Here is an 18,720-nt window from a genome sequence, read left to right as displayed (position 1 = left end):
AGTTGAAAATTTCTTCTCAACTGCTTATTTATTTGCAAAATAGTCTTCCTTGGTCAAGACATAATGAACTCTTGTCACGATTCGGCCTTCTTCATGCTGGTCCATACAAGCATATGGTTCTTCATGTGAAAAACGCATGCCTGATTTCTCCATGACCTTTCCAGATGCAGGATTGTCCTTATCGTAAAGGGCACTCAACTTATTCATCCCTATCTTCTCAAAAGCCAGCTCAATCACGGCACGATTGGCTTCTGTCGTCAATCCTTGATTCCAATACTTTTTATTGATAATGTAGCCAATAGCTGCCTTCTTAAGAACAGGATCAATCTTGTGCAAGTCAATGGTTCCAATAAATTTGCCATTGCTTTTTAATTCTATTCCCCAGCGTCCCAAGGGATTGGTCAAGTAGAACTGAGCAATGTTATTCTTGGTTTCTTCCAAGCTTTCATTGGTTAGAAAAGTGTAACGTGTATTATCCTTATCCGAGGCATACTCAAACATTGCTTCCGCATCATCCAAAGTTACAGGTCTAAGCAATAAACGCTCAGTCTCCACTATTGGATACTGAGCTAGTTTTAAAAAGATTGATTCCATACGTTTCTACCATTCAAAAGTATTTTCTATCAGTCTAGCATAAAAAATAAGTTACAACAAATTTTTCTTGCTTTTTAAAGCGGTTTCATATAGAATAAAATCATCACCTTATTTTATAGATAATTGTGATAAATCATTTACAACCCGTCAATAGAAAGTGAGTTTTTCTCTATGTTAATCGGAATTCCAAAAGAAATTAAGAATAATGAAAACCGTGTTGCCCTCACACCTGCTGGTGTCCACAGTTTAGTCGGTCGTGGTCATCGCGTCCTTATCGAAACAAATGCTGGTCTCGGTTCTGGCTTTACTGATGCTGACTATCAAAAGCAAGGAGCTGAAATTGTCGCTACTGCTGGTGAAGCCTGGGCAGCTGAGTTGGTCGTGAAAGTAAAAGAACCACTAGCTTCTGAATATGGTTACTTACGTGACGACCTGCTTCTCTTTACCTACTTGCACATGGCCGCTGCTCCAGAATTAGCAGATGCTATGTTGGAATCAAAAACAACTGGGATTGCCTATGAAACTGTCCGTGATTCCCAAGGTCAATTACCACTCCTCGTACCTATGAGTGAGGTTGCAGGCCGTATGGCAGTCCAAATCGGTGCTCATTTCCTAACTAAGCAAGCAGGAGGTTCTGGCGTCCTACTAGGTGGTGTACCGGGTGTACCTAAAGGGAAAGTAACCATCATCGGTGGCGGTGTCGTAGGAACCCATGCTGCTCGAATTGCGCTTGGTCTTGGTGCTCAAGTAACAATCCTTGATATCAGTGCTAAACGTCTCTCCGTTTTAGAGGAGGTCTTTGGCCATCAAATCCAAACACTTATGTCCAATTCATTTAACATTGAAGCCAGTGTGAGAGATGCAGATGTGGTGATCGGAGCGGTTCTCATCCCAGGTGCCAAAGCACCAAAATTGGTGACAGATGAGATGGTCAAGCAAATGCGCCCAGGTTCAGTCATCGTTGACGTTGCCGTTGACCAAGGTGGTGTTATCGAGACAGCTGACCGTGTGACAACTCACGATGAACCTGTCTATGAAAAACACGGTGTACTCCACTATGCAGTTGCCAACATCCCAGGTGCTGTAGCCCGTACTTCTACCATTGCCCTAACCAATGTCACACTTCCATATATAGAATCCTTGGCAGGAAAAGGATTTGTGCAAGCAATTGCTGAAGATGAGGGCTTGCGCCAAGGTGTTACCACTTATCAAGGTTACTTAGCCAGTCTTCCAGTAGCCCAAGGCCTCGATAAAAAACATACTCCAATTGATGAACTAATCTAAAAAATCTAATTATTAGATAAAAGAAAGAGCAATTCCAACCGAACTGCTCTTTTTTGCTATTCTGTTTCTTCTTGGACTTCTTCATTCTCTTCATTTTTAATTGGAGCTGGTTCATAAGCTCGGATAATCTGAGCGACAACAGGATGGCGAACCACATCCTTAGCTGAAAAATGAACAAAGTCAATCTGGTGAATGTTCTTGAGCTTTTCTTGGGCGTCAATCAAACCTGACTTGACATTACGTGGCAGGTCAATCTGACTGATATCTCCATTGACAATCATCTTAGAATTAAAGCCTAAACGCGTCAAAAACATCTTCATCTGCATGATGGTCGTATTTTGAGCCTCATCGAGAATGACAAAGGCATCATCCAAGGTTCGTCCACGCATATAGGCAAGGGGCGCAATCTCGATAATTTCACGCTCCATGAGACGAGTTGTTTGGTCTTTTCCCAGAATCTGATACAAGGCATCATAAACGGGGCGAAGGTAAGGATCTACCTTCTCCTTAAGATCACCCGGAAGAAAACCTAGACTCTCTCCTGCTTCCACCGCTGGTCTAGTTAGAATAATCCTCTTGACTTGCCCACGTTTAAGGGCAGTCACTGCCAAGGTCACTGCAAGGAAGGTCTTCCCTGTCCCTGCAGGTCCGATTCCAAAGGTCACATCATGCTGTTTGACACTGTCCACATAAAGTTTTTGACCCAGTGTTTTGACACGGATAGGCTTCCCTGTATTGTCCTTGATGATTTCTTCTTCGTAAAGGGCAACAAACTTGTCGATTTCATCATTTTTGACCATGCTAATAGCCGTCACCACATCTGGTGTACCGACAGTCATCCCACGATTTACCAAGACCATGAGAGCTTGAATAACCTGACGAGCTTCCTCACAAGCAGTCTCCTCTCCCAAAATCTGGACAATCTCCGTACGAGCATGAATCACCACATCAAGCTCTTCTTCCATCAAACGAAGATGGCGTTCATTGGAACCAAAAAGATGAAACAGGTCATCTGGATGACTCAGTTGAATGTCAATTGAATGTTCCTTCAAATAAAGAACCTCTCTAATCCGTTTATTTCTTTTTATTATAGCAAAGGGATGGAGAAATTACTAGCCCAAACCCAATGAATCATGCTAGTGTTCTAAGTATTCTTGCCAGATAGCGTCAAAGTCACCTAGGTTAAAAGAGAAACTGGCATGCTCCTCCAAAAAGCGACTGACCTCATCAAAATCGTCTGTGTGTTTTGGAAAAGCTGACTCTTCAAAAGCGAGGTCTGCCAATATAGCCTTGGGACTGTTACTTTTAGGATTGCGCTCAGTCATGAGCCATGTGTAAAATGATTTTCTCATATGTCACCCTAAATCAACTCTGTCCCAAACTGGTCTTGCTTGATTTTACCAGCCTTCATCAAGCCACCGAGTGCTTTCTTGAACTGACCTTTAGAGATACCAAAGGTTGCTTTGATGTCATCTGGAGATGACTTATCATTTAAAGTCATGAAACCGCCATTGCTTTCCAAATAAGTCAAAATCATCTGAGCATCATTTTCCAACATTTCAAAAGAACGTGGTTTGAGGGAGAGGTTCAGAGTGCGGTCCACTTCGCGGAAACCAATGACACGCGCATCTAAGACTTGCCCCAAACGTGGCTCTGCATAGCGTTCGCTAGGATGGATAAAGCCAAGCATGTTATTCTCTGGCAGATATACAAAGGTCCCTGACAGCTTGAGGCGGTAAACAATGGCTGGCCAGTTTTGATTCTGCATGTTGTTGTAAGCAGGACGAGCCAGACGTTGGAAGTCTTCTTGATAGGCCAAGAGTCCCCAGATACGGTCTTTCTTGTCCACTTCAAGACGGATGTAGAGTTGGTCGCCCTTCTTAGGCCAGAGTTCCTTGAGCTCAGGGAGAATATCGAGTGACACAACGATTTCCTTGTCAGGAAGTCCTGTATCCACAAAGACACCCAAGTCTTTACGAACTTCCGTTACAGTTCCCCAACCAAATTGGTCCTGAGTGGCAGTCACTTCTATGGTTGTCAGGCGGAGTTTTTGCTTCATATCCGTGTAGGCAAAACCTTTGACCGTATCCCCTACTGTATGTTGACCTTCTTCCTTGGCAAGAGCATAGGTTTGACCATCCTTTTGCACAAAGTAAAAACGGTCGTTTTCATCGATGATCAGTCCAACGATAAAACTTGCAAGATTTGTATTCATATTTCCTTCTTTCGAATAAAACTCAGCCAGCAATGCCAACTGAGTTTTTCTGTTTTTTATTTTTAGACTTCCAAAAGTTCTTTCTCTTTGTTGGCAGTCATGTCGTCGATGTGTTTAACAGCATCGTCTGTTACTTTTTGAATGTCTTTTTCAAGAGTCTTCAATTCGTCTTCAGTGATTTCTTTTGCTTTTTCTTGTTTCTTAGCTTCGTCCATAGCATCGCGACGGATATTGCGGACAGCCACTTTAGCATTTTCGCCGACCTTCTTCACTTCTTTAGCAAGGTCACGACGAGTTTCTTCTGTCAGAGCAGGGATAACCAAGCGAATCACAGAACCGTCATTAGTTGGTGTGATACCAAGATCAGAAGCGTTCAAGGCACGTTCGATGTCTTTCAATGAAGACTTGTCAAATGGTGTTACCAACAAAACACGCGCTTCTGGAATCGTAATTGAAGCGATTTGGTTAAGAGGAGTTTCTACTCCATAGTATTCTACATGTACACGGTCAAGCAAGCTTGCATTGGCACGACCAGCACGGATACCACCAAATTCACGAGCAAGTGATTGGTGAGACTGGGTCATTCTCTCTTTAGCTTTTTCAATAATTGCGTTAGCCATAATCTTTCTTATTCCTTTTCTTAGATATTATTTGAAACTGTTGTTCCGATATTTTCGCCAAATACGACACGTTTGATGTTGCCTGGTTGGTTCATGTTGAAGACAACCAAGTCAATGTCGTTATCCATTGAGAGGGTTGAAGCTGTTGAGTCCATGATACGAAGACCTTTATTGATAACGTCACGGTGGGTCAATTCTTCAAACTTAACGGCTGTCTTGTCTTTCTTAGGATCGGCATTGTAAACACCATCGACACCGTTTTTAGCCATAAGAATAGCATCTGCTTCGATTTCAGCTGCACGAAGGGCCGCTGTTGTATCGGTTGAGAAGTAAGGTGAACCAATTCCGGCACCAAAGATAACGATACGGCCTTTTTCAAGATGACGAAGGGCACGTCCACGGACATAAGGCTCTGCCACTTGTTGCATAGCAATAGCTGTTTGCACACGTGTATCAACCCCAACTTGTTGCAATGAATCTGCCATCACAAGAGCATTCATAACAGTCCCAAGCATCCCTGTGTAATCTGCCTGAACGCGGTCCATTCCTGCTTCAGCAGCAGGTTCTCCACGCCAGAGATTTCCTCCACCAATAACAAGGGCAATTTCGATACCTAAGCTATGAACTTCTTGAATCTCTTTTGCGATTGTTTGAACTGTTTGGATATCAATCCCTACGCCACGTTCACCGGCAAGGGCTTCACCTGATAACTTGATTAAAATACGTTTATACTTGGGATTCGCCATTTTCACTCTCCTTTTTTTATCCTACCTATTTTATCACAATTTCTAAGATTTTTATAGTATCATGAGCAATTCTTTCAAAAAAATTAGAACGTTAAAAATTCCTCTAAGTCGCTAAGAGCACGCTCTGCAATTTTTTCATAACGAGCCTTCTTATCACGGATACGTTCGCCTTCCAACTCCTTGATAATCCCAAAGTTGACATTCATTGGTTGGAAATGCTTGCTGTCAGCATGGGTGATGTAATGAGCCAGACTTCCAATCGCTGTTGTCTCTGGGAAAATAGCCTCGCTTTCTCCCTTGAAGAGACGAGCAGCGTTAATACCCGCAACTAATCCTGACGCTGCGGACTCAACATAGCCTTCCACACCCGTCATCTGACCAGCAAAGAAGAGATTTGGTTGTTTCTTAGAACGGTAAGTCTGCTCAAGAAGATTTGGTGAATCCATGTAAGAATTGCGATGCATAACACCATAACGGACAAACTCGGCATTTTCAAGACCTGGAATCATTTGGAAGACACGCTTTTGTTCTCCCCATTTGAGGTGGGTCTGAAAACCAACAATATTGTATAGGCTACCAGCTGCATTATCCTGACGAAGTTGCACAACCGCATAAGGTGTTTTAAATTCTCCATCACGAGGTCCTGTGTAGTCGTCTGGATACTCCAAACCGACTGGTTTCATAGGACCATAAAGCATAGTTTTAATGCCACGTTTGGCCATAACTTCGATAGGCATACAGCCTTCAAAGTACTTTTCTTTTTCAAAGGAATTGAGCGGTGCTTCTTCTGCATTGACCAAGGCTTCATGGAAATCCATAAACTCCTGCTTGGTCATGGGAGCGTTGAGATAAGCGGCTTCTCCCTTATCATAACGAGACTTGAGATAAACCTTGCTCATATCGATAGTGTTGACATCGATAATAGGCGCTGCCGCATCGTAGAAATAGAAACCATCGCCATCATTAAGGGCATGAATCTTTTCAGCCAAGGCATCGCTAGTCAAAGGACCAGTAGCGACAACCGTAATAACATCTGTCGGCAATTCTGTAATTTCATCACGCACCACTTCAATCAAGGGGTGGTTGGCCACTTTTTCGGTCACCATTTGGGAGAAACCATCACGGTCCACCGCAAGCGCTCCTCCTGCAGGAACACGAGTTGCTTCAGCAGATTCCAAGATAACAGAACCCAAGCGACGCATTTCTTCCTTGAGGAGACCAACAGCATTAGTCAAGGCATCCCCACGCAAGGAATTAGAACAAACTAACTCTGCAAAATTATCTGTTTTGTGTTGAGGTGTTGACTTGACACCACGCATTTCATAAAGTTTAACTGGAATACCACGTTCTGCAATTTGGTAGGCTGCTTCAGAACCTGCCAAACCAGCACCGATAACATTGATATAAGATTGAGACACGACACTAATACCTCTTTGGGTGGGACGTAAGTCCATATCAAAACACCCCACTGGACTGTTTGACACCCACAAATCTTTCTATTTTTTTCTTCTACTAGTATAACAAAAACAGGGAAGAAGGCAAACTTCCCTGTTTAGTCATTTTCTTCCCATTCGTGGTAGGCAGCATAAAGCTGGCTTTTATTCCACTGGTAAATCTTAGCGACTTCCTTGATAGCTTGATTTTTCTTCATGCCTTGCTGAATACGGGCTTGGATTTCTAAGAACAAATCTTCCTCGTCTTTTTCTTCCACATCCTGACTGGCACCTTCAACGATGAGAAGGCATTCACCCTTGAGTGGCGTTTCAGAAATGCTTTCCAGCAATTCAGAAATGGTACCTCTTTGGTATTCTTCATAGATTTTGGTCAATTCCCTGACCAAGACGACCGAGCGATCATCGTAGACTTCTAGCATATTTTCCAACGTATCCGCCACACGATGGGGGGATTCATAGAAAATCTGTGTTTCAGAATAGTCTTTTTTCAAATCGAAAAATTGCTTTTGCTGGCCTGATTTTCTTGGTAAAAAGCCGTAAAAGATATGTGGCTGTGGCGCTAAACCACTGGCAATCAAGGCAGAAATCCCTGCAGAAGCACCTGGGACTGTGACAACCGCAATTTCTTCCTCAATAGCTGCCTTAACCAAATCATGACCAGGGTCTGAGATACTAGGCAGACCCGCATCGGATACTTGAGCAATACTTTTCCCTGCTTTCAGGAAACCAATCAAATCAGGAATCTTTTCCTTGGCATTGTGCTCATGAAAACTAATCTGCTTGGTAGAAATGTCAAAATGCTTGAGCAATAGACCTGTATTGCGCGTGTCCTCAGCCGCAATCCAGTCCACTTCTTTCAGGGTTTGGATGGCGCGAAAGGTCATATCATCTAGATTGCCAATCGGTGTTGCCACTAGATACAGCTTGCCATAGGGAGACTGCCTCTTAAAACTTTTTTGAATCTGCATGTTTACTCCCTGTATAACAACTCGTCACAGAACATACATTCTTCGTCCTGTTCTCGACGTTGTCCATAAAAATCATTACATACGTGAAATCCGTCTTTGTAAATGCGACGAACACTTTCACGAACATGCTTGGCCTTGACGGGAGCATCTGCTTCCACCTCACCTAAGCGTTCGCGCAACTTAGAATTTTCCAAGCGAAGAGCTGTATTTTCTTCTACCAAGCTCTTGAGATTTTTCTTGATGGCTTCCACATCAGCTAAGGTTACCAATAACTGTTGGGAAAAATCATCCAGCGCGTCAAATAATTCTTTTTTGTCCATAAACCAGCCCTTTCCTTTCTTTATCATTCATTTTTTAGTTTATATTTCTTTCAAGACCAGATATTCCATGGCATTTTGAAAGCTGACATTAGTTTCCCACATTTTTCTAGCTTCTAGCAAATCTTGTAGAATCACCCTTACTCTTGCTTGCAAGAGGTCCTGCCCACAGAGCACTTCAAGAATCCGTAAAACCTGATCCTGCTTTTCCTTGTCATCTGCCAAGCTAGCTAGTTTGGCAACTTGCAAATAACTTTCTTTTTTCTTAGCTACTAACCAAGTCAGCAGGCGTTCACTTTCATCGACCAAGGTCCAAAAACTTGCCTGATTGGCTAACTTTTCTGCTTCAGCTCGCGATTGACTAAACTGGGCTAATAGAGTTGCTTTTTTCTTAACCAGCCCCATTTGTTCTAAGAGCAAGATGAGCTTCTCTTCTTGCTTTTTAAAGTGAAAAATCTGGGTCCGACTTCGGATTGTCGGCAACATCTTTTCCTCATCGCTAGTCAAGAAGAAAATATAAACCTCACTCTGGGGTTCTTCGATGACCTTGAGCAAAGAATTGGCTGCGTTAGGATGCATTTTCTCAGCTTGCTCGATAATAAAGACCTGTTGCTGACTTTCAATCCCTGCTTGGGAAAACTGACCCACCAATTCCCGAATGCGTTCTGTCTTAATGACCTGATTAACTGGCTTAATCAAGGTGACATCTGGAAACTCTTCCTGTTCAATCAGCTTGCAATTTCGGCATTTCTCACATGGTAAGACGCCAACTTTATCCGTACAAAAGAGGCTCTTAGCTAAAAATTGCGCCATTTCCAAACTTCCAAAGAAACCTGAAAAGAGGTAGGCATGATTGAGCTGGTCTTGCTCCAAGATACGGACAAAGCGGTCAAACTGATCTGGCTGCCAAGCCTTTAGTTGATCTTGTTTCATTTGGCCAAGCCCATTCTGTCAAACAAGACAGCCTTGGTAGTTTCCACAACTTGCTCAAAAGGAAGACTAGCATCAATCTTGACAATGCGATTTCCCTCTTTATCCAGAAGAGAAAGGTAACCGTGACGGACTTTTTTATGCAAGTCCAACCCTTCCAAGTCCAAACGATTGACCTCACGATTGCTATTAGCAGCAATGCGAGCCAGTCCGTCTTCCACCTCAATATCAAAATAGAGTGTCAAATCGGGTTTGAGGCCATCTGTCGCAAACTGGTTAAGCCAGTCAATGGCTTCAATGTCCAAGCCACGACCAAATCCCTGATAGGCAACCGAACTATCGATGAAGCGGTCCATAATGACCAACTTGCCAGCTTCAAGTGCTGGAAGAACTTTTTCCACCAAGTGCTGTCTGCGACTGGCAATATAAAGAAGCAACTCTGTCTTCGCATCCATCTGAGTATGACTTGGATCCAAAATTACTTCCCGAATCTTCTCCCCAATCAAGACTCCGCCAGGTTCACGGGTCGTCAGCACCTCTACCCCTTTTTCCTCTAAAATTGGGAGCAGAGCCTCTAAAACACTGGTCTTTCCTGCTCCCTCTGGTCCCTCAAGAGAGACTAAAAATCCTTTTGACATGTCTAACTCATTTCTTTTTTACTACTTCTATTCTATCAAAAAAATAGAGGTTTGTGACAATCTTTTTTGTCTTCTCATTTCATACTCAATGAAAANNACACTGTTTTGAGGTTGCAAATGGAAGCTGACGCAGTTTGAAGAGATTTTCGAAGAGTATCAACCACCATAAAAGAGGCAGACAAATCCACCTCTTATTTACCTAATTCTTGTGTTCGTTTATAGGCTTGATGAACTGCATCCATGACTGTTCCTCGAAAAGCATGCGCTTCTAAGCTTGCTACACCAGCGATAGTCGAACCTCCTGGGCTGCAGACTTGGTCTTTCAATACTCCAGGATGCTCTTGGCTTTCTAGGACCAATTGACCAGCTCCTACCACAGTTTGAGCCGCCATTTTCAATGCTGTCTCTCGTGGCAATCCAGTCTGAACACCTGCATCTGCCAAGGCCTCAATAAAGAGATAGACAAAGGCCGGCCCACAGCCTGCAAGACCTGTCGCTGCATCGATTAAGCCTTCACTGATTTCAAACAATAAACCGGCATGTTGTAAAAGTTGACAAAAGACTTCCTTATCATCTGCTTGGCAGTTGGCTGACAAGGTATAACTAATGACTCCTTGACCAATAGAAGCAGGGGTATTTGGCATCATACGAATAATTCTGTGTTGATTTGGGATAAGACTTGCTAGTTTTTCTAAAGTCAATCCAGCTGCCATGGAGATTAAAAGAAGACATGCTCGCTTTTCAAGGATAGTATGGTATTGAGAAAGCAGTTCAGAAAACTGAGCAGGCTTAACTCCTAGAAAAATCACATCTGCTTCTGCAAAAATTTCTTCATTGCTGGAAGCCTGACCACCAAAGTTGGCGATGAAAGCATCCACCTTGTCTTGGCTACGATTGGCAAGGAGAATCTGAGCACCCGTCTTGGCCTGCAAAACAGCCTTGGCCAAACTAGCACCCATATTCCCCAATCCGATAAATCCAATCTTCATCTCTTACTCCCTTATCTGTCCGTCACCAGTAACCACATACTTGTAGCTAGTCAATTCTTTTAAGCCCATTGGACCACGCGCGTGCAGTTTCTGAGTAGAAATTCCCATTTCACAACCCAGACCAAATTGGCCTCCATCTGTGAAACGAGTTGAGGCATTGACATAAACCGCTGCAGAGTCCACTTGATCTGTAAAGTAAGCTGCAGCTGCAGCGTTTTCCGTCACAATGGCATCCGAATGATGAGTACTGTGTGCTTCAATATGCTCGACGGCTTCCTCAAGACTTGAAACTACTTTAACAGCTAGGACATAGTCCAAAAACTCGGTGTCAAAGTCTTGATCCTCAGCTGCTTGGCCTGAAACAAACTGACTTGCTTTGCTATCCAAGCGGAATTGAATTGGTTCCAGTCCAGCTTCCTTACGCTCTGTAACTAGAACTTGCTCCAAGCGAGGAAGGAAGCTTGCTGCCTTGTCTTCATGAACCAGCAGAACCTCCATGGCATTGCAGACAGAAGGACGACTTGTTTTAGCATTGTTGATGATAGACAGTGCCTTGTCGTCATCTGCGTCCTTATCGACATAAACATGGACAATCCCAGTTCCTGTCTCGATAACGGGTACGATAGCATTCTCAACTACGGCATTGATCAAACCAGCTCCTCCACGAGGAATGAGAAGGTCTAGATAGCCCTTTGCCTTCATCATGGCATAGCTGCTTTCTCGGCTGGTATCTTCCACCAGTTGAATCACATCTGGGTGAATAGTAGTCGTCTCCAAGCCCTTCTTCAAGGCTGTGACAATAGCATGTGCTGTTTGATAGGCATCCTTACCACTACGAAGAACAACTGCATTTCCACTCTTAAGAGCCAAAGCAACCGCATCAGACGTCACATTTGGACGGCTTTCATAGATTATACCGATAACACCCATGGCCACACGTTTCTTGGTGATAACCAAACCATTTTCAAGCTGACTTGTTTCTAAAACTTCACCGATTGGATCTGGTAAAGCAACCACTTCACGAATACCAGTTGCCATCGCTTCTATACGACCTGCATCCAAATAAAGACGATCCAGCATCACATCTGAGATTTTACCTTTGGCCGCTTCCATATCAAGGGCATTGGCTGCTAAAATTTCCTCTGTAGCAGCTACTAAGTGATCAGCCATGGCTAGCAAGGTTTGGTTTTTCACGTCTTCACTAGCTGTATTGATTGATTTTTTAACAGCCTGTACCTGTTCAAATTGTTCTTGTGTACTTACCATAGTTTACCTCTAAAATTCTGTAAAGAGTAGTTGGATTTCAGGAGTAATGGAAATCCAGTCATCACGGTGAATCAAGACCCCCTTGGCTTTTTGAAAACGCAACATATCCTCCAAAGCAGATGCACCAAATTGCACACGCCCTTTTCCAAGTGATTTTCCACTTTCCTTGTCAAATACTGTCACGATATCACCGTAAGAAAAGGCTCCTTCTGCTTCAACAACACCAGATAAGAGAAGACTCTTTCCATGTTGGGAGAGAGCTTCTGCAGCCCCTTTATCAACCCAAATAGAACCTTGACTCTGAGCATAAAAGGCCAGCCATTGTTTCTGGGTACGAAGTCCTTTCTCTTGAGCAACAAAGTAGGAACCATCCTTGGTCTCCTCAGCTGCCTCAATCATGGCATCTGACTTCAAGGATGAGCAGATATAAACAGGAACTCCTGATTCCGTCGCGATAGTTGCAGCTTTGATTTTGGTTAACATGCCCCCTGTACCATTAGACGAACCTGCTCCACCGGCCATATCAATAATCTCACGATTGATAGTCTCGATTTTCTCCAAGCGTTTTGCTCTTGGATCTGAATTAGGATTTCCTGTATATAGACCGTCTACGTCTGTCAAGAGGACCAAAAGATCTGCTTGGACCATAGCTGCTACCTGGGCACTTAGAGTGTCATTGTCCCCGACCTTGAGCTCATCAATGACGACACTGTCATTCTCGTTAATAATAGGAATCGCCCCACGGCTAAGTAGAACTGACAAGGCTTGATGGGCATTTTTATAACGACGCTTATCCACAAAGTCGTCCTGGGTCAGCAAGATTTGTGCAGAAACGATTTGGCGCAAGAGAAGATTGGTCGTGTATTCTTCCAACAAAAGCCCTTGCCCTACCGCTGCTGAAGCCTGCTTATCAGCAATCTTAGTCGGACGCTTTTTAAATCCTAAGGCCCCAAAACCAGCCGCAATGGCACCTGACGACACCAAAATCAATTCATGACCAGCCTCGTGCAACATAGCCAACTGCTGGGTAATAGCCTTTACCTTACTACGTGATAAACTTCCATCCTCATTTGTCAGAGAAGAAGTCCCCACCTTAAAGACAATCCGTTTGTATTTCATAGTCTCACTCCGATTCTTCATATTCATCCATTATAACATGAATGACAGGAAATAGAAAAGAGTTGATAGAAAAAGAAGGCCCTAAAACCTTCTTTTTTACTACTGTTCTGATTCCGATTTGTTTGTACTCGTCTCAGAGCTTTTTGAAGTTGATGAAGTAAAATCTTGCCTAGTTGATGAACTTGCAACACTTTCATGTTGACTCGTTTCTTGATTTTCAAGATCCTTTTTCACTACTTCTTTAGATTCTTTTATTTCTGAATTACTTGTAGTTTTAATTGTAGCAGATTTCTCTACCGGAACATCCACTAACCAGGCACCACTTGAATCAACAGTATAGCCTTCTGGTGTCTTACCGTTCACAAGCAATTGACCATTTTCTTTCAAGAAGTACCATTTATCCTTGTCCTTGATCCAACCCACAGCTCGTGAACCGTCTTCCTTATAGAAATACCAATCGTTTGCCTTTTTAAGCCAGCCTTGCTTCATAGCTCCTGATTCTTCTAGATAGTAATGTTGACCTGCAACTTCTATTTCACCTGTCTTCATAATACCAGTAGAATTCATATAGTACCAAGTTTCTTTATCTTTTACCCAGCCCGTTTTCATTTCTCCTGATTGAGCAAAGTAATACCATTGCCCCTTATATTGAAGCCAACCTGTTTGCAGCGAACCATCCTTGGATAAATAATAATTCTGACCTCCAGTATTTACCCAACCAATTTCCATCTGATTTTCTTTGTTGAAATAATACCAGATTCCATCAATTTTCTTCCAATTTTTAGAAGAAGCACCAGAGTCTGTCAAATAGAACCAATGATTGTTCCATTTTTTCCATTGATTCTGTAACAAGATACCCGTTTGGTTAAAGTAATACCATTCACCTTCGATTTCATTCCAACCGACAGCATACTCTCCTGTAGAATCAGGTGCTTGATACCACCAATTCCCATACGCACTCTTATGCCAACCAGCTTGAAAACTTGGAATCGGCTTGTAGGAAGTTGAAATGTTTACTAAACCGTCTTTTCGAATATCAAAAACTGTTGCATCATAGTCTTTGCTGGCTGCGTTGATCCTCTCAATTCCTCGTTCTTTGAGCCAATTAACATACTCACTATCAACACCATTTTTCCAAGGTAGACTATCCGAAGTTTGAACAATCAAACTCGGACTCAAATTTTTAATGAAATCCTTGGTATTTGATTTGTTTGTATCATGGTGATGATTAAACTTCATCAAATCAACTTTTCCAATAAGAGGTCCATACTTATCTTCCGCTCCATGCACATTATCTAAGTCGCCCCCAAGGTAAATTTTCTTGCCATTGACTTTCACTACACTAATCAGGGAATTGGAATTGTCATCCCAAATTTTCTTTAATTCACCTGATGAATCAGTTTCATTTTCATAGTTATAGAGTTGAATATCCATGTCCCCAAACTGAAAATGAGCATCTTCCTGTGTGATGTTTTGAATAACTGAAACACCTTTTTCTGAAGCAGTCTGTAAAACCTTATCATAACCGTACAGATTATCCCATAGACGTTCAGAATTAGTAATACGACTATCACTATATTTTTTAAGATAGACTCGGTCAACTGGATAGGTAGACAGTAATTCATCAACATTTCCAATATGATCACTGTGGGTATGGGTCACCAAAATAAAATCAAGTTTTTGAACACCCAATTCCTTCAAACGACGAAAGACACGGTCTGTTAGAACATGCTTATAAGACGTTTCAATTCCTTCTCTCCATGGATAACGAGAATCACTTCCATCTGGGAAATCATAATCTTCTCCTGTATCCACCATGGCAAAATGTCCATTGCTTTCAAGAATAATCGCATCACTGCCACCTTCTTGAACATTGATAAAGTGAATTTTATTTCCTGAACTTTCTTGAGCTTGAACATTTCCATACCATGACAAACCTAAAAAAGCGCCTGCAAGTGCTAAACTAATCAATTTCTTTTTCATTATTGCTCTATTAGAATTCCTTTTTGATTAAAATAATATCTTTTTCCATCAATTTCGTTCCAACCGATAGAATAATTTCCTGTAGAATCTGGTGCTTGGTACCACCACTCGCCATTAGATTTCTGATGCCATCCCGAAACAAACGATGGTATTTTTTTATATTGTTTACTTATATCAACTATGCCATTTTGTCTAATATCAAAAACAGTTGCATCATATTCTGTACTAGCTGCATTTATTCGCTTTATCCCTAAACTATCTAACCATGCTATATATTCAGGGTTGTCTACAATAGGACTATCATAAAAACCTGGAACAGCATCACTTGTCTGCACTATGATTTCTGGAGATAGATTTAATATAAAGTTTTTTGTATTTGATTTTTCGGTATCCTTATGATGATTAAACTTCATCAAATCAACTTTTCCAATGAGAGGACCATACTTGTCTTCTGCTCCATGAACATTATCTAAATCGCCCCCAAGGTAAATTTTCTTACCATTGACTTTTACCACGCTAATCAAGGAATTAGAATTATCATCCCAAATTTTCTTTAATTCACCCGATGAATCAGTTTCATTTTCATAATTATAGAGCTGAATATCCATGTCCCCAAACTGAAAATGAGCATCTCCCTGTGTGATGTTTTGAATAACTGAAACACCTTTTTCGGCGGCAGTCTGTAAAACCTTATCATAACCGTACAGATTATCCCATAAACGTTCAGAATTAGTAATACGATTATCACTATATTTTTTAAGATAGACTCGGTCAACTGGATAGGTAGACAGTAATTCATCAACATTTCCAATATGATCACTGTGGGTATGGGTCACCAAAATAAAATCAAGTTTTTGGACACCCAATTCCTTCAAACGACGAAAGACACGGTCTGTTAGAACATGCTTATAAGACGTTTCAATTCCTTCTCTCCATGGATAGCGAGAATCACTTCCATCTGGGAAATCATAATCTTCTCCTGTATCCACCATGGCAAAATGTCCATTGCTTTCAAGAATAATCGCATCACTGCCACCTTCTTGAACATTGATAAAGTGGATTTTATTTCCTGAACTTTCTTGAGCTTGAACATTCCCATACCATGACAAACCTAAAAAAGCGCCTGCAAGTGCTAAACTAATCAATTTCTTTTTCATTCTTACTTCCTTAATTTCTCCAAGGTTTCCTTAAATATCTCTGGGATATCTGCTGTAAATTCCAAGGTCTCACCTGTTCTCGGATGGGTAAATCCTAGAGTCTTGGCATGGAGAAACTGTCCATGCCCCTTAAGTGTCTTGCGTGGACCATAGACTTCATCACCAGCGACTGAATGGCCAATATAAGCCATGTGAACACGAATCTGATGGGTGCGCCCTGTCTCCAGTTGCAACTCTACTAAGCTATAATCACCAAAGCGTTCCAAGACGTGAAAACGGGTAACTGCAGGCTTACCTTTAGCAGTCACAGCCTGTTTCTTACGGTCTTTTTCACTACGACCAATCGGTGCTTCAATGACACCGCGATCATTGGGCAAATTTCCATGAACAATCGCCCAATATTTGCGGAGAGACTTTTTATCCTTGAGTTCTTGGGCAAGTGCTAAGTGCGCCTCATCATTTTTAGCAATCATGAGAAGACCTGACGTATCCTTATCAATACGGTGAACAATTCCTGGACGCAGAACCCCATTGATACCCGACAAGTCCTTAATATGGTACATAAGGGCATTTACCAGAGTTCCACTAGTATGACCAGCACTCGGATGCACCACCATCCCCTGGGGCTTGTTAACGACAGCAACGTCCTCATCTTGGTAGATGATTTCTAGTGGAAGATCCTCAGCCACATACTCTAAAACCTCTGGCTCTGGCACATGGTAAGTGACGACATCGCCCTCTTGGACAGTGTATTTAGCTTTCTTGACTTGGCCATTGACCAAGACCTGTCCTGATTTAATTTGTTCATTCGCGAGACTGCGTGATAATTCTGTTAAATCCGACAAAGCCTTATCTAAACGCAGGCCACCAGTTTCAATTTTAATTTCCATTTATTTCCTCTTTTAGCATTGCAATCAATAAAATAATCACTCCAACCGTCAGATAGCTATCTGCCACATTGAAAATTGCAAAATTGATAAAGTCAAGGTGGATCATATCCACAACAAATCCCTGACTCACCCTGTCAATAAAGTTTCCAAGACCACCTGCGATAATCAAGGTCAAACCCAAGACCATCCAAAGTGAGTTCTCCATGTGTTTATGTAGATACCAAATGGCACCTACCACGACAACCAGAGTAATGACAGCGAATAAGAACTGCTGATCTTGTAAGATAGAAAAGGCTGCCCCTCGATTTTGCAGGTAGGTCAAGCTAACGAAATTGGGAATCCAAGAACGAACTTCACCCAGTGGAATCTGTTGGACGATATAGGATTTAACCAACTGATCCAGACCAATCAAAAGCAGTACAATGACTGCCACTATTCCTCTTTTTTTCATGATTTCCTCTTCTGATCAAAATATTCTTGCATGACTTCTACGAAGAGAGTCCCAGCTTGACTCAGCTCCACTTCTTCACGTTTAACATAGACCATGCGATTATCTAGGTTATCCTTGAGACGAATAACTGTGATGCCATTCACACTGTCACTATCTAAAAATCCAGAACCTGTTGCATAAGCATCCGTCCGCTCCAAAATGCCATTTAAGGTGGCACGGTCTGTCACATTGAACATCTGCGAGCTCGCACTAGTATCAACAAAGTTCTCTGAATAATAAAGGTACTCATCTTTCTCTTGAGTGAAACGAACCGTTGGTAAATCCGCTAAATCCTCCATGACTAATTCCTCTTTCTGGGCTAAAGGATGACCCTCACGGAGATAAATATGGGTATGGAAAGGAATCAATTCAATGACCTCCAGACCTAGCTTTTCAACCCGTTGCATAATCCCCTTTTTATTTTGATTGTTGAGGTAGATAATCCCAATCTCACTATGCCCTTGCGCTACTTCGTCTAAGATTTGAACAGTAGTTGATTCAAAAATACGAAAGTTCTTATAATCAGGATAGCGCTCTGAAAAAGCCGTAATCGTCGGTGGCAAGAAGTCATAGTGCTGACTAGCAATGGAAAATTCATCTTTTTCTTCCTCAGGATTGGCATACTGATTTTGAAAAATATCAAATCCTTTAACCAATTCTTGCGCTTTTTCATAGAATTCCATACCACGACGGGTCAAGAAAGTCCCTGAACTGGTCCGACGAAAAATCTTAAAGCCCAATTCTTTTTCCAAATCACGAACAGAAATAGACAGACTCGGCTGACTAACATACATCTTTTCAGCAGCTTCACGAAAAGTACCGCTATTGGCAATGGCAACAACATAGCGTAATTGTTGAATGTTCATCTTCTACCCCCAACTTCTTTATCTTTTCATTATACCATATTTTAGAAGTTTTCCAAAAAGTAAAAAAGAACATCCTATTCTTCTTAACTATCTTCACTATCTGCCTTTCTCAAGCCAATCTTATTTTCAAAATCAATTCAAAAAAATAACTGGATACACACCACTCCAATATCGAAAAGAAAAACGTTGACTAT

Annotated in this window: 20 protein-coding genes and 1 pseudogene; 2 read left to right on the top strand and 19 right to left on the bottom strand. The window is 42.0% G+C overall.

Features of this window, described 5'->3' with window-relative positions:
- Positions 1–24: 24 nt before the first annotated feature.
- Positions 25–594, bottom strand: a complete 570-nt coding sequence (locus HT697_RS06150) for a GNAT family N-acetyltransferase (protein WP_173218265.1) — start codon at positions 592–594, stop codon at positions 25–27.
- A gap of 171 nt (positions 595–765) precedes the next feature.
- On the opposite strand from HT697_RS06150, the gene ald reads away from it, so the two are divergent.
- Positions 766–1,878, top strand: coding sequence for an alanine dehydrogenase (ald, locus tag HT697_RS06145; RefSeq protein WP_173218263.1), 1,113 nt, complete (start codon positions 766–768; stop codon positions 1,876–1,878).
- 56 nt (positions 1,879–1,934) lie between these two features.
- Here the strand turns inward: ald and HT697_RS06140 are convergent, their stop codons facing one another.
- The 18 genes and pseudogenes from HT697_RS06140 to HT697_RS06055 form a co-directional block, all read right to left on the bottom strand.
- Positions 1,935–2,930 carry a PhoH family protein gene (locus HT697_RS06140; protein ID WP_173218261.1) on the bottom strand — a complete coding sequence of 332 codons (996 nt, stop codon included), beginning with the start codon at positions 2,928–2,930 and terminating at the stop codon, positions 1,935–1,937.
- An 84-nt stretch (positions 2,931–3,014) separates the two neighbouring features.
- Entirely contained in the window at positions 3,015–3,230 is a 216-nt protein-coding gene (locus HT697_RS06135) for a YozE family protein (protein WP_001232084.1), read from the bottom strand.
- Between the two features lie 8 nt (positions 3,231–3,238).
- Complete coding sequence (gene cvfB, locus HT697_RS06130; protein WP_001095435.1) at positions 3,239–4,093, bottom strand: RNA-binding virulence regulatory protein CvfB; 855 nt, start codon at positions 4,091–4,093, stop codon at positions 3,239–3,241.
- 62 nt (positions 4,094–4,155) lie between these two features.
- A complete protein-coding gene (gene frr / locus HT697_RS06125; protein ID WP_173218259.1) occupies positions 4,156–4,713 on the bottom strand; it encodes a ribosome recycling factor in 558 nt (185 codons plus the stop codon).
- Positions 4,714–4,733: 20 nt separating this feature from the next.
- On the bottom strand, positions 4,734–5,459 hold the full coding sequence (gene pyrH / locus HT697_RS06120; RefSeq protein ID WP_000002995.1) for a UMP kinase: 726 nt from the start codon (positions 5,457–5,459) through the stop codon (positions 4,734–4,736).
- Positions 5,460–5,542: 83 nt separating this feature from the next.
- Positions 5,543–6,877, bottom strand: coding sequence for a methylenetetrahydrofolate--tRNA-(uracil(54)-C(5))-methyltransferase (FADH(2)-oxidizing) TrmFO (gene trmFO / locus HT697_RS06115; RefSeq protein ID WP_173218511.1), 1,335 nt, complete (start codon positions 6,875–6,877; stop codon positions 5,543–5,545).
- Positions 6,878–7,011: 134 nt separating this feature from the next.
- The gene (gene rsmI / locus HT697_RS06110; RefSeq protein ID WP_173218257.1) at positions 7,012–7,881 is read right to left on the bottom strand and encodes a 16S rRNA (cytidine(1402)-2'-O)-methyltransferase; all 870 of its coding nucleotides are present in this window, start codon (positions 7,879–7,881) and stop codon (positions 7,012–7,014) included.
- 2 nt (positions 7,882–7,883) lie between these two features.
- Positions 7,884–8,201: a DNA replication initiation control protein YabA gene (gene yabA, locus HT697_RS06105; RefSeq protein WP_000358227.1), complete on the bottom strand. Its 318-nt coding sequence runs from the start codon at positions 8,199–8,201 to the stop codon at positions 7,884–7,886.
- Positions 8,202–8,240: 39 nt separating this feature from the next.
- A complete protein-coding gene (locus tag HT697_RS06100) occupies positions 8,241–9,131 on the bottom strand; it encodes a DNA polymerase III subunit delta' (RefSeq protein WP_173218255.1) in 891 nt (296 codons plus the stop codon).
- The gene (gene tmk / locus HT697_RS06095) at positions 9,128–9,766 is read right to left on the bottom strand and encodes a dTMP kinase (RefSeq protein ID WP_164226002.1); all 639 of its coding nucleotides are present in this window, start codon (positions 9,764–9,766) and stop codon (positions 9,128–9,130) included. The genes HT697_RS06100 and tmk overlap by 4 nt, the downstream gene beginning before the upstream one ends.
- 191 nt (positions 9,767–9,957) lie before the next feature.
- Positions 9,958–10,755, bottom strand: a complete 798-nt coding sequence (proC, locus tag HT697_RS06090; protein WP_173249608.1) for a pyrroline-5-carboxylate reductase — start codon at positions 10,753–10,755, stop codon at positions 9,958–9,960.
- A gap of 3 nt (positions 10,756–10,758) precedes the next feature.
- Positions 10,759–12,021, bottom strand: a complete 1,263-nt coding sequence (locus tag HT697_RS06085; RefSeq protein WP_173218251.1) for a glutamate-5-semialdehyde dehydrogenase — start codon at positions 12,019–12,021, stop codon at positions 10,759–10,761.
- 9 nt (positions 12,022–12,030) lie between these two features.
- A complete protein-coding gene (gene proB / locus HT697_RS06080) occupies positions 12,031–13,140 on the bottom strand; it encodes a glutamate 5-kinase (RefSeq protein WP_240147146.1) in 1,110 nt (369 codons plus the stop codon).
- Between the two features lie 99 nt (positions 13,141–13,239).
- The gene (cbpE, locus tag HT697_RS06075; protein ID WP_173218247.1) at positions 13,240–15,123 is read right to left on the bottom strand and encodes a phosphorylcholine esterase CbpE; all 1,884 of its coding nucleotides are present in this window, start codon (positions 15,121–15,123) and stop codon (positions 13,240–13,242) included.
- A 5-nt stretch (positions 15,124–15,128) separates the two neighbouring features.
- Positions 15,129–16,280 (bottom strand): annotated as a pseudogene (locus HT697_RS06070) (MBL fold metallo-hydrolase); the annotation flags it as partial.
- A gap of 2 nt (positions 16,281–16,282) precedes the next feature.
- Positions 16,283–17,170 (bottom strand): RluA family pseudouridine synthase, encoded by an 888-nt coding sequence (locus HT697_RS06065; protein WP_173218245.1) that lies wholly within the window; start codon positions 17,168–17,170, stop codon positions 16,283–16,285.
- Positions 17,160–17,621, bottom strand: coding sequence for a signal peptidase II (gene lspA, locus HT697_RS06060; protein WP_173218243.1), 462 nt, complete (start codon positions 17,619–17,621; stop codon positions 17,160–17,162). Before lspA ends, HT697_RS06065 begins: the two co-directional genes overlap by 11 nt.
- Complete coding sequence (locus HT697_RS06055; protein WP_001025693.1) at positions 17,618–18,526, bottom strand: LysR family transcriptional regulator; 909 nt, start codon at positions 18,524–18,526, stop codon at positions 17,618–17,620. The genes lspA and HT697_RS06055 overlap by 4 nt, the downstream gene beginning before the upstream one ends.
- On the opposite strand from HT697_RS06055, the gene HT697_RS06050 reads away from it, so the two are divergent.
- Positions 18,519–18,716, top strand: a complete 198-nt coding sequence (locus HT697_RS06050; protein WP_173218241.1) for an AraC family transcriptional regulator — start codon at positions 18,519–18,521, stop codon at positions 18,714–18,716. The two genes, HT697_RS06055 and HT697_RS06050, sit on opposite strands and share 8 nt — an antisense overlap.
- Positions 18,717–18,720 lie beyond the last annotated feature (4 nt).

It is taken from the genome of Streptococcus sp. 1621, from assembly GCF_013276615.1.
Taxonomy (GTDB): domain Bacteria; phylum Bacillota; class Bacilli; order Lactobacillales; family Streptococcaceae; genus Streptococcus.
Note: the sequence above shows the minus strand (reverse complement) of the source record. Positions and strands in the feature narration are given on the sequence as shown.

Coding starts and splice junctions, on each gene's coding strand:
- HT697_RS06150 (WP_173218265.1), bottom strand. CDS start 594: ATGGAATCAATCTTTTTAAAACTAGCTCAGTATCCAATAGTGGAGACT.
- ald (WP_173218263.1), top strand. CDS start 766: ATGTTAATCGGAATTCCAAAAGAAATTAAGAATAATGAAAACCGTGTT.
- HT697_RS06135 (WP_001232084.1), bottom strand. CDS start 3,230: ATGAGAAAATCATTTTACACATGGCTCATGACTGAGCGCAATCCTAAA.
- cvfB (WP_001095435.1), bottom strand. CDS start 4,093: ATGAATACAAATCTTGCAAGTTTTATCGTTGGACTGATCATCGATGAA.
- frr (WP_173218259.1), bottom strand. CDS start 4,713: ATGGCTAACGCAATTATTGAAAAAGCTAAAGAGAGAATGACCCAGTCT.
- pyrH (WP_000002995.1), bottom strand. CDS start 5,459: ATGGCGAATCCCAAGTATAAACGTATTTTAATCAAGTTATCAGGTGAA.
- rsmI (WP_173218257.1), bottom strand. CDS start 7,881: ATGCAGATTCAAAAAAGTTTTAAGAGGCAGTCTCCCTATGGCAAGCTG.
- yabA (WP_000358227.1), bottom strand. CDS start 8,201: ATGGACAAAAAAGAATTATTTGACGCGCTGGATGATTTTTCCCAACAG.
- HT697_RS06100 (WP_173218255.1), bottom strand. CDS start 9,131: ATGAAACAAGATCAACTAAAGGCTTGGCAGCCAGATCAGTTTGACCGC.
- tmk (WP_164226002.1), bottom strand. CDS start 9,766: ATGTCAAAAGGATTTTTAGTCTCTCTTGAGGGACCAGAGGGAGCAGGA.
- proC (WP_173249608.1), bottom strand. CDS start 10,755: ATGAAGATTGGATTTATCGGATTGGGGAATATGGGTGCTAGTTTGGCC.
- HT697_RS06085 (WP_173218251.1), bottom strand. CDS start 12,021: ATGGTAAGTACACAAGAACAATTTGAACAGGTACAGGCTGTTAAAAAA.
- proB (WP_240147146.1), bottom strand. CDS start 13,140: ATGAAATACAAACGGATTGTCTTTAAGGTGGGGACTTCTTCTCTGACA.
- cbpE (WP_173218247.1), bottom strand. CDS start 15,123: ATGAAAAAGAAATTGATTAGTTTAGCACTTGCAGGCGCTTTTTTAGGT.
- HT697_RS06065 (WP_173218245.1), bottom strand. CDS start 17,170: ATGGAAATTAAAATTGAAACTGGTGGCCTGCGTTTAGATAAGGCTTTG.
- lspA (WP_173218243.1), bottom strand. CDS start 17,621: ATGAAAAAAAGAGGAATAGTGGCAGTCATTGTACTGCTTTTGATTGGT.
- HT697_RS06050 (WP_173218241.1), top strand. CDS start 18,519: ATGTTCATCTTCTACCCCCAACTTCTTTATCTTTTCATTATACCATAT.
- HT697_RS06055 (WP_001025693.1), bottom strand. CDS start 18,526: ATGAACATTCAACAATTACGCTATGTTGTTGCCATTGCCAATAGCGGT.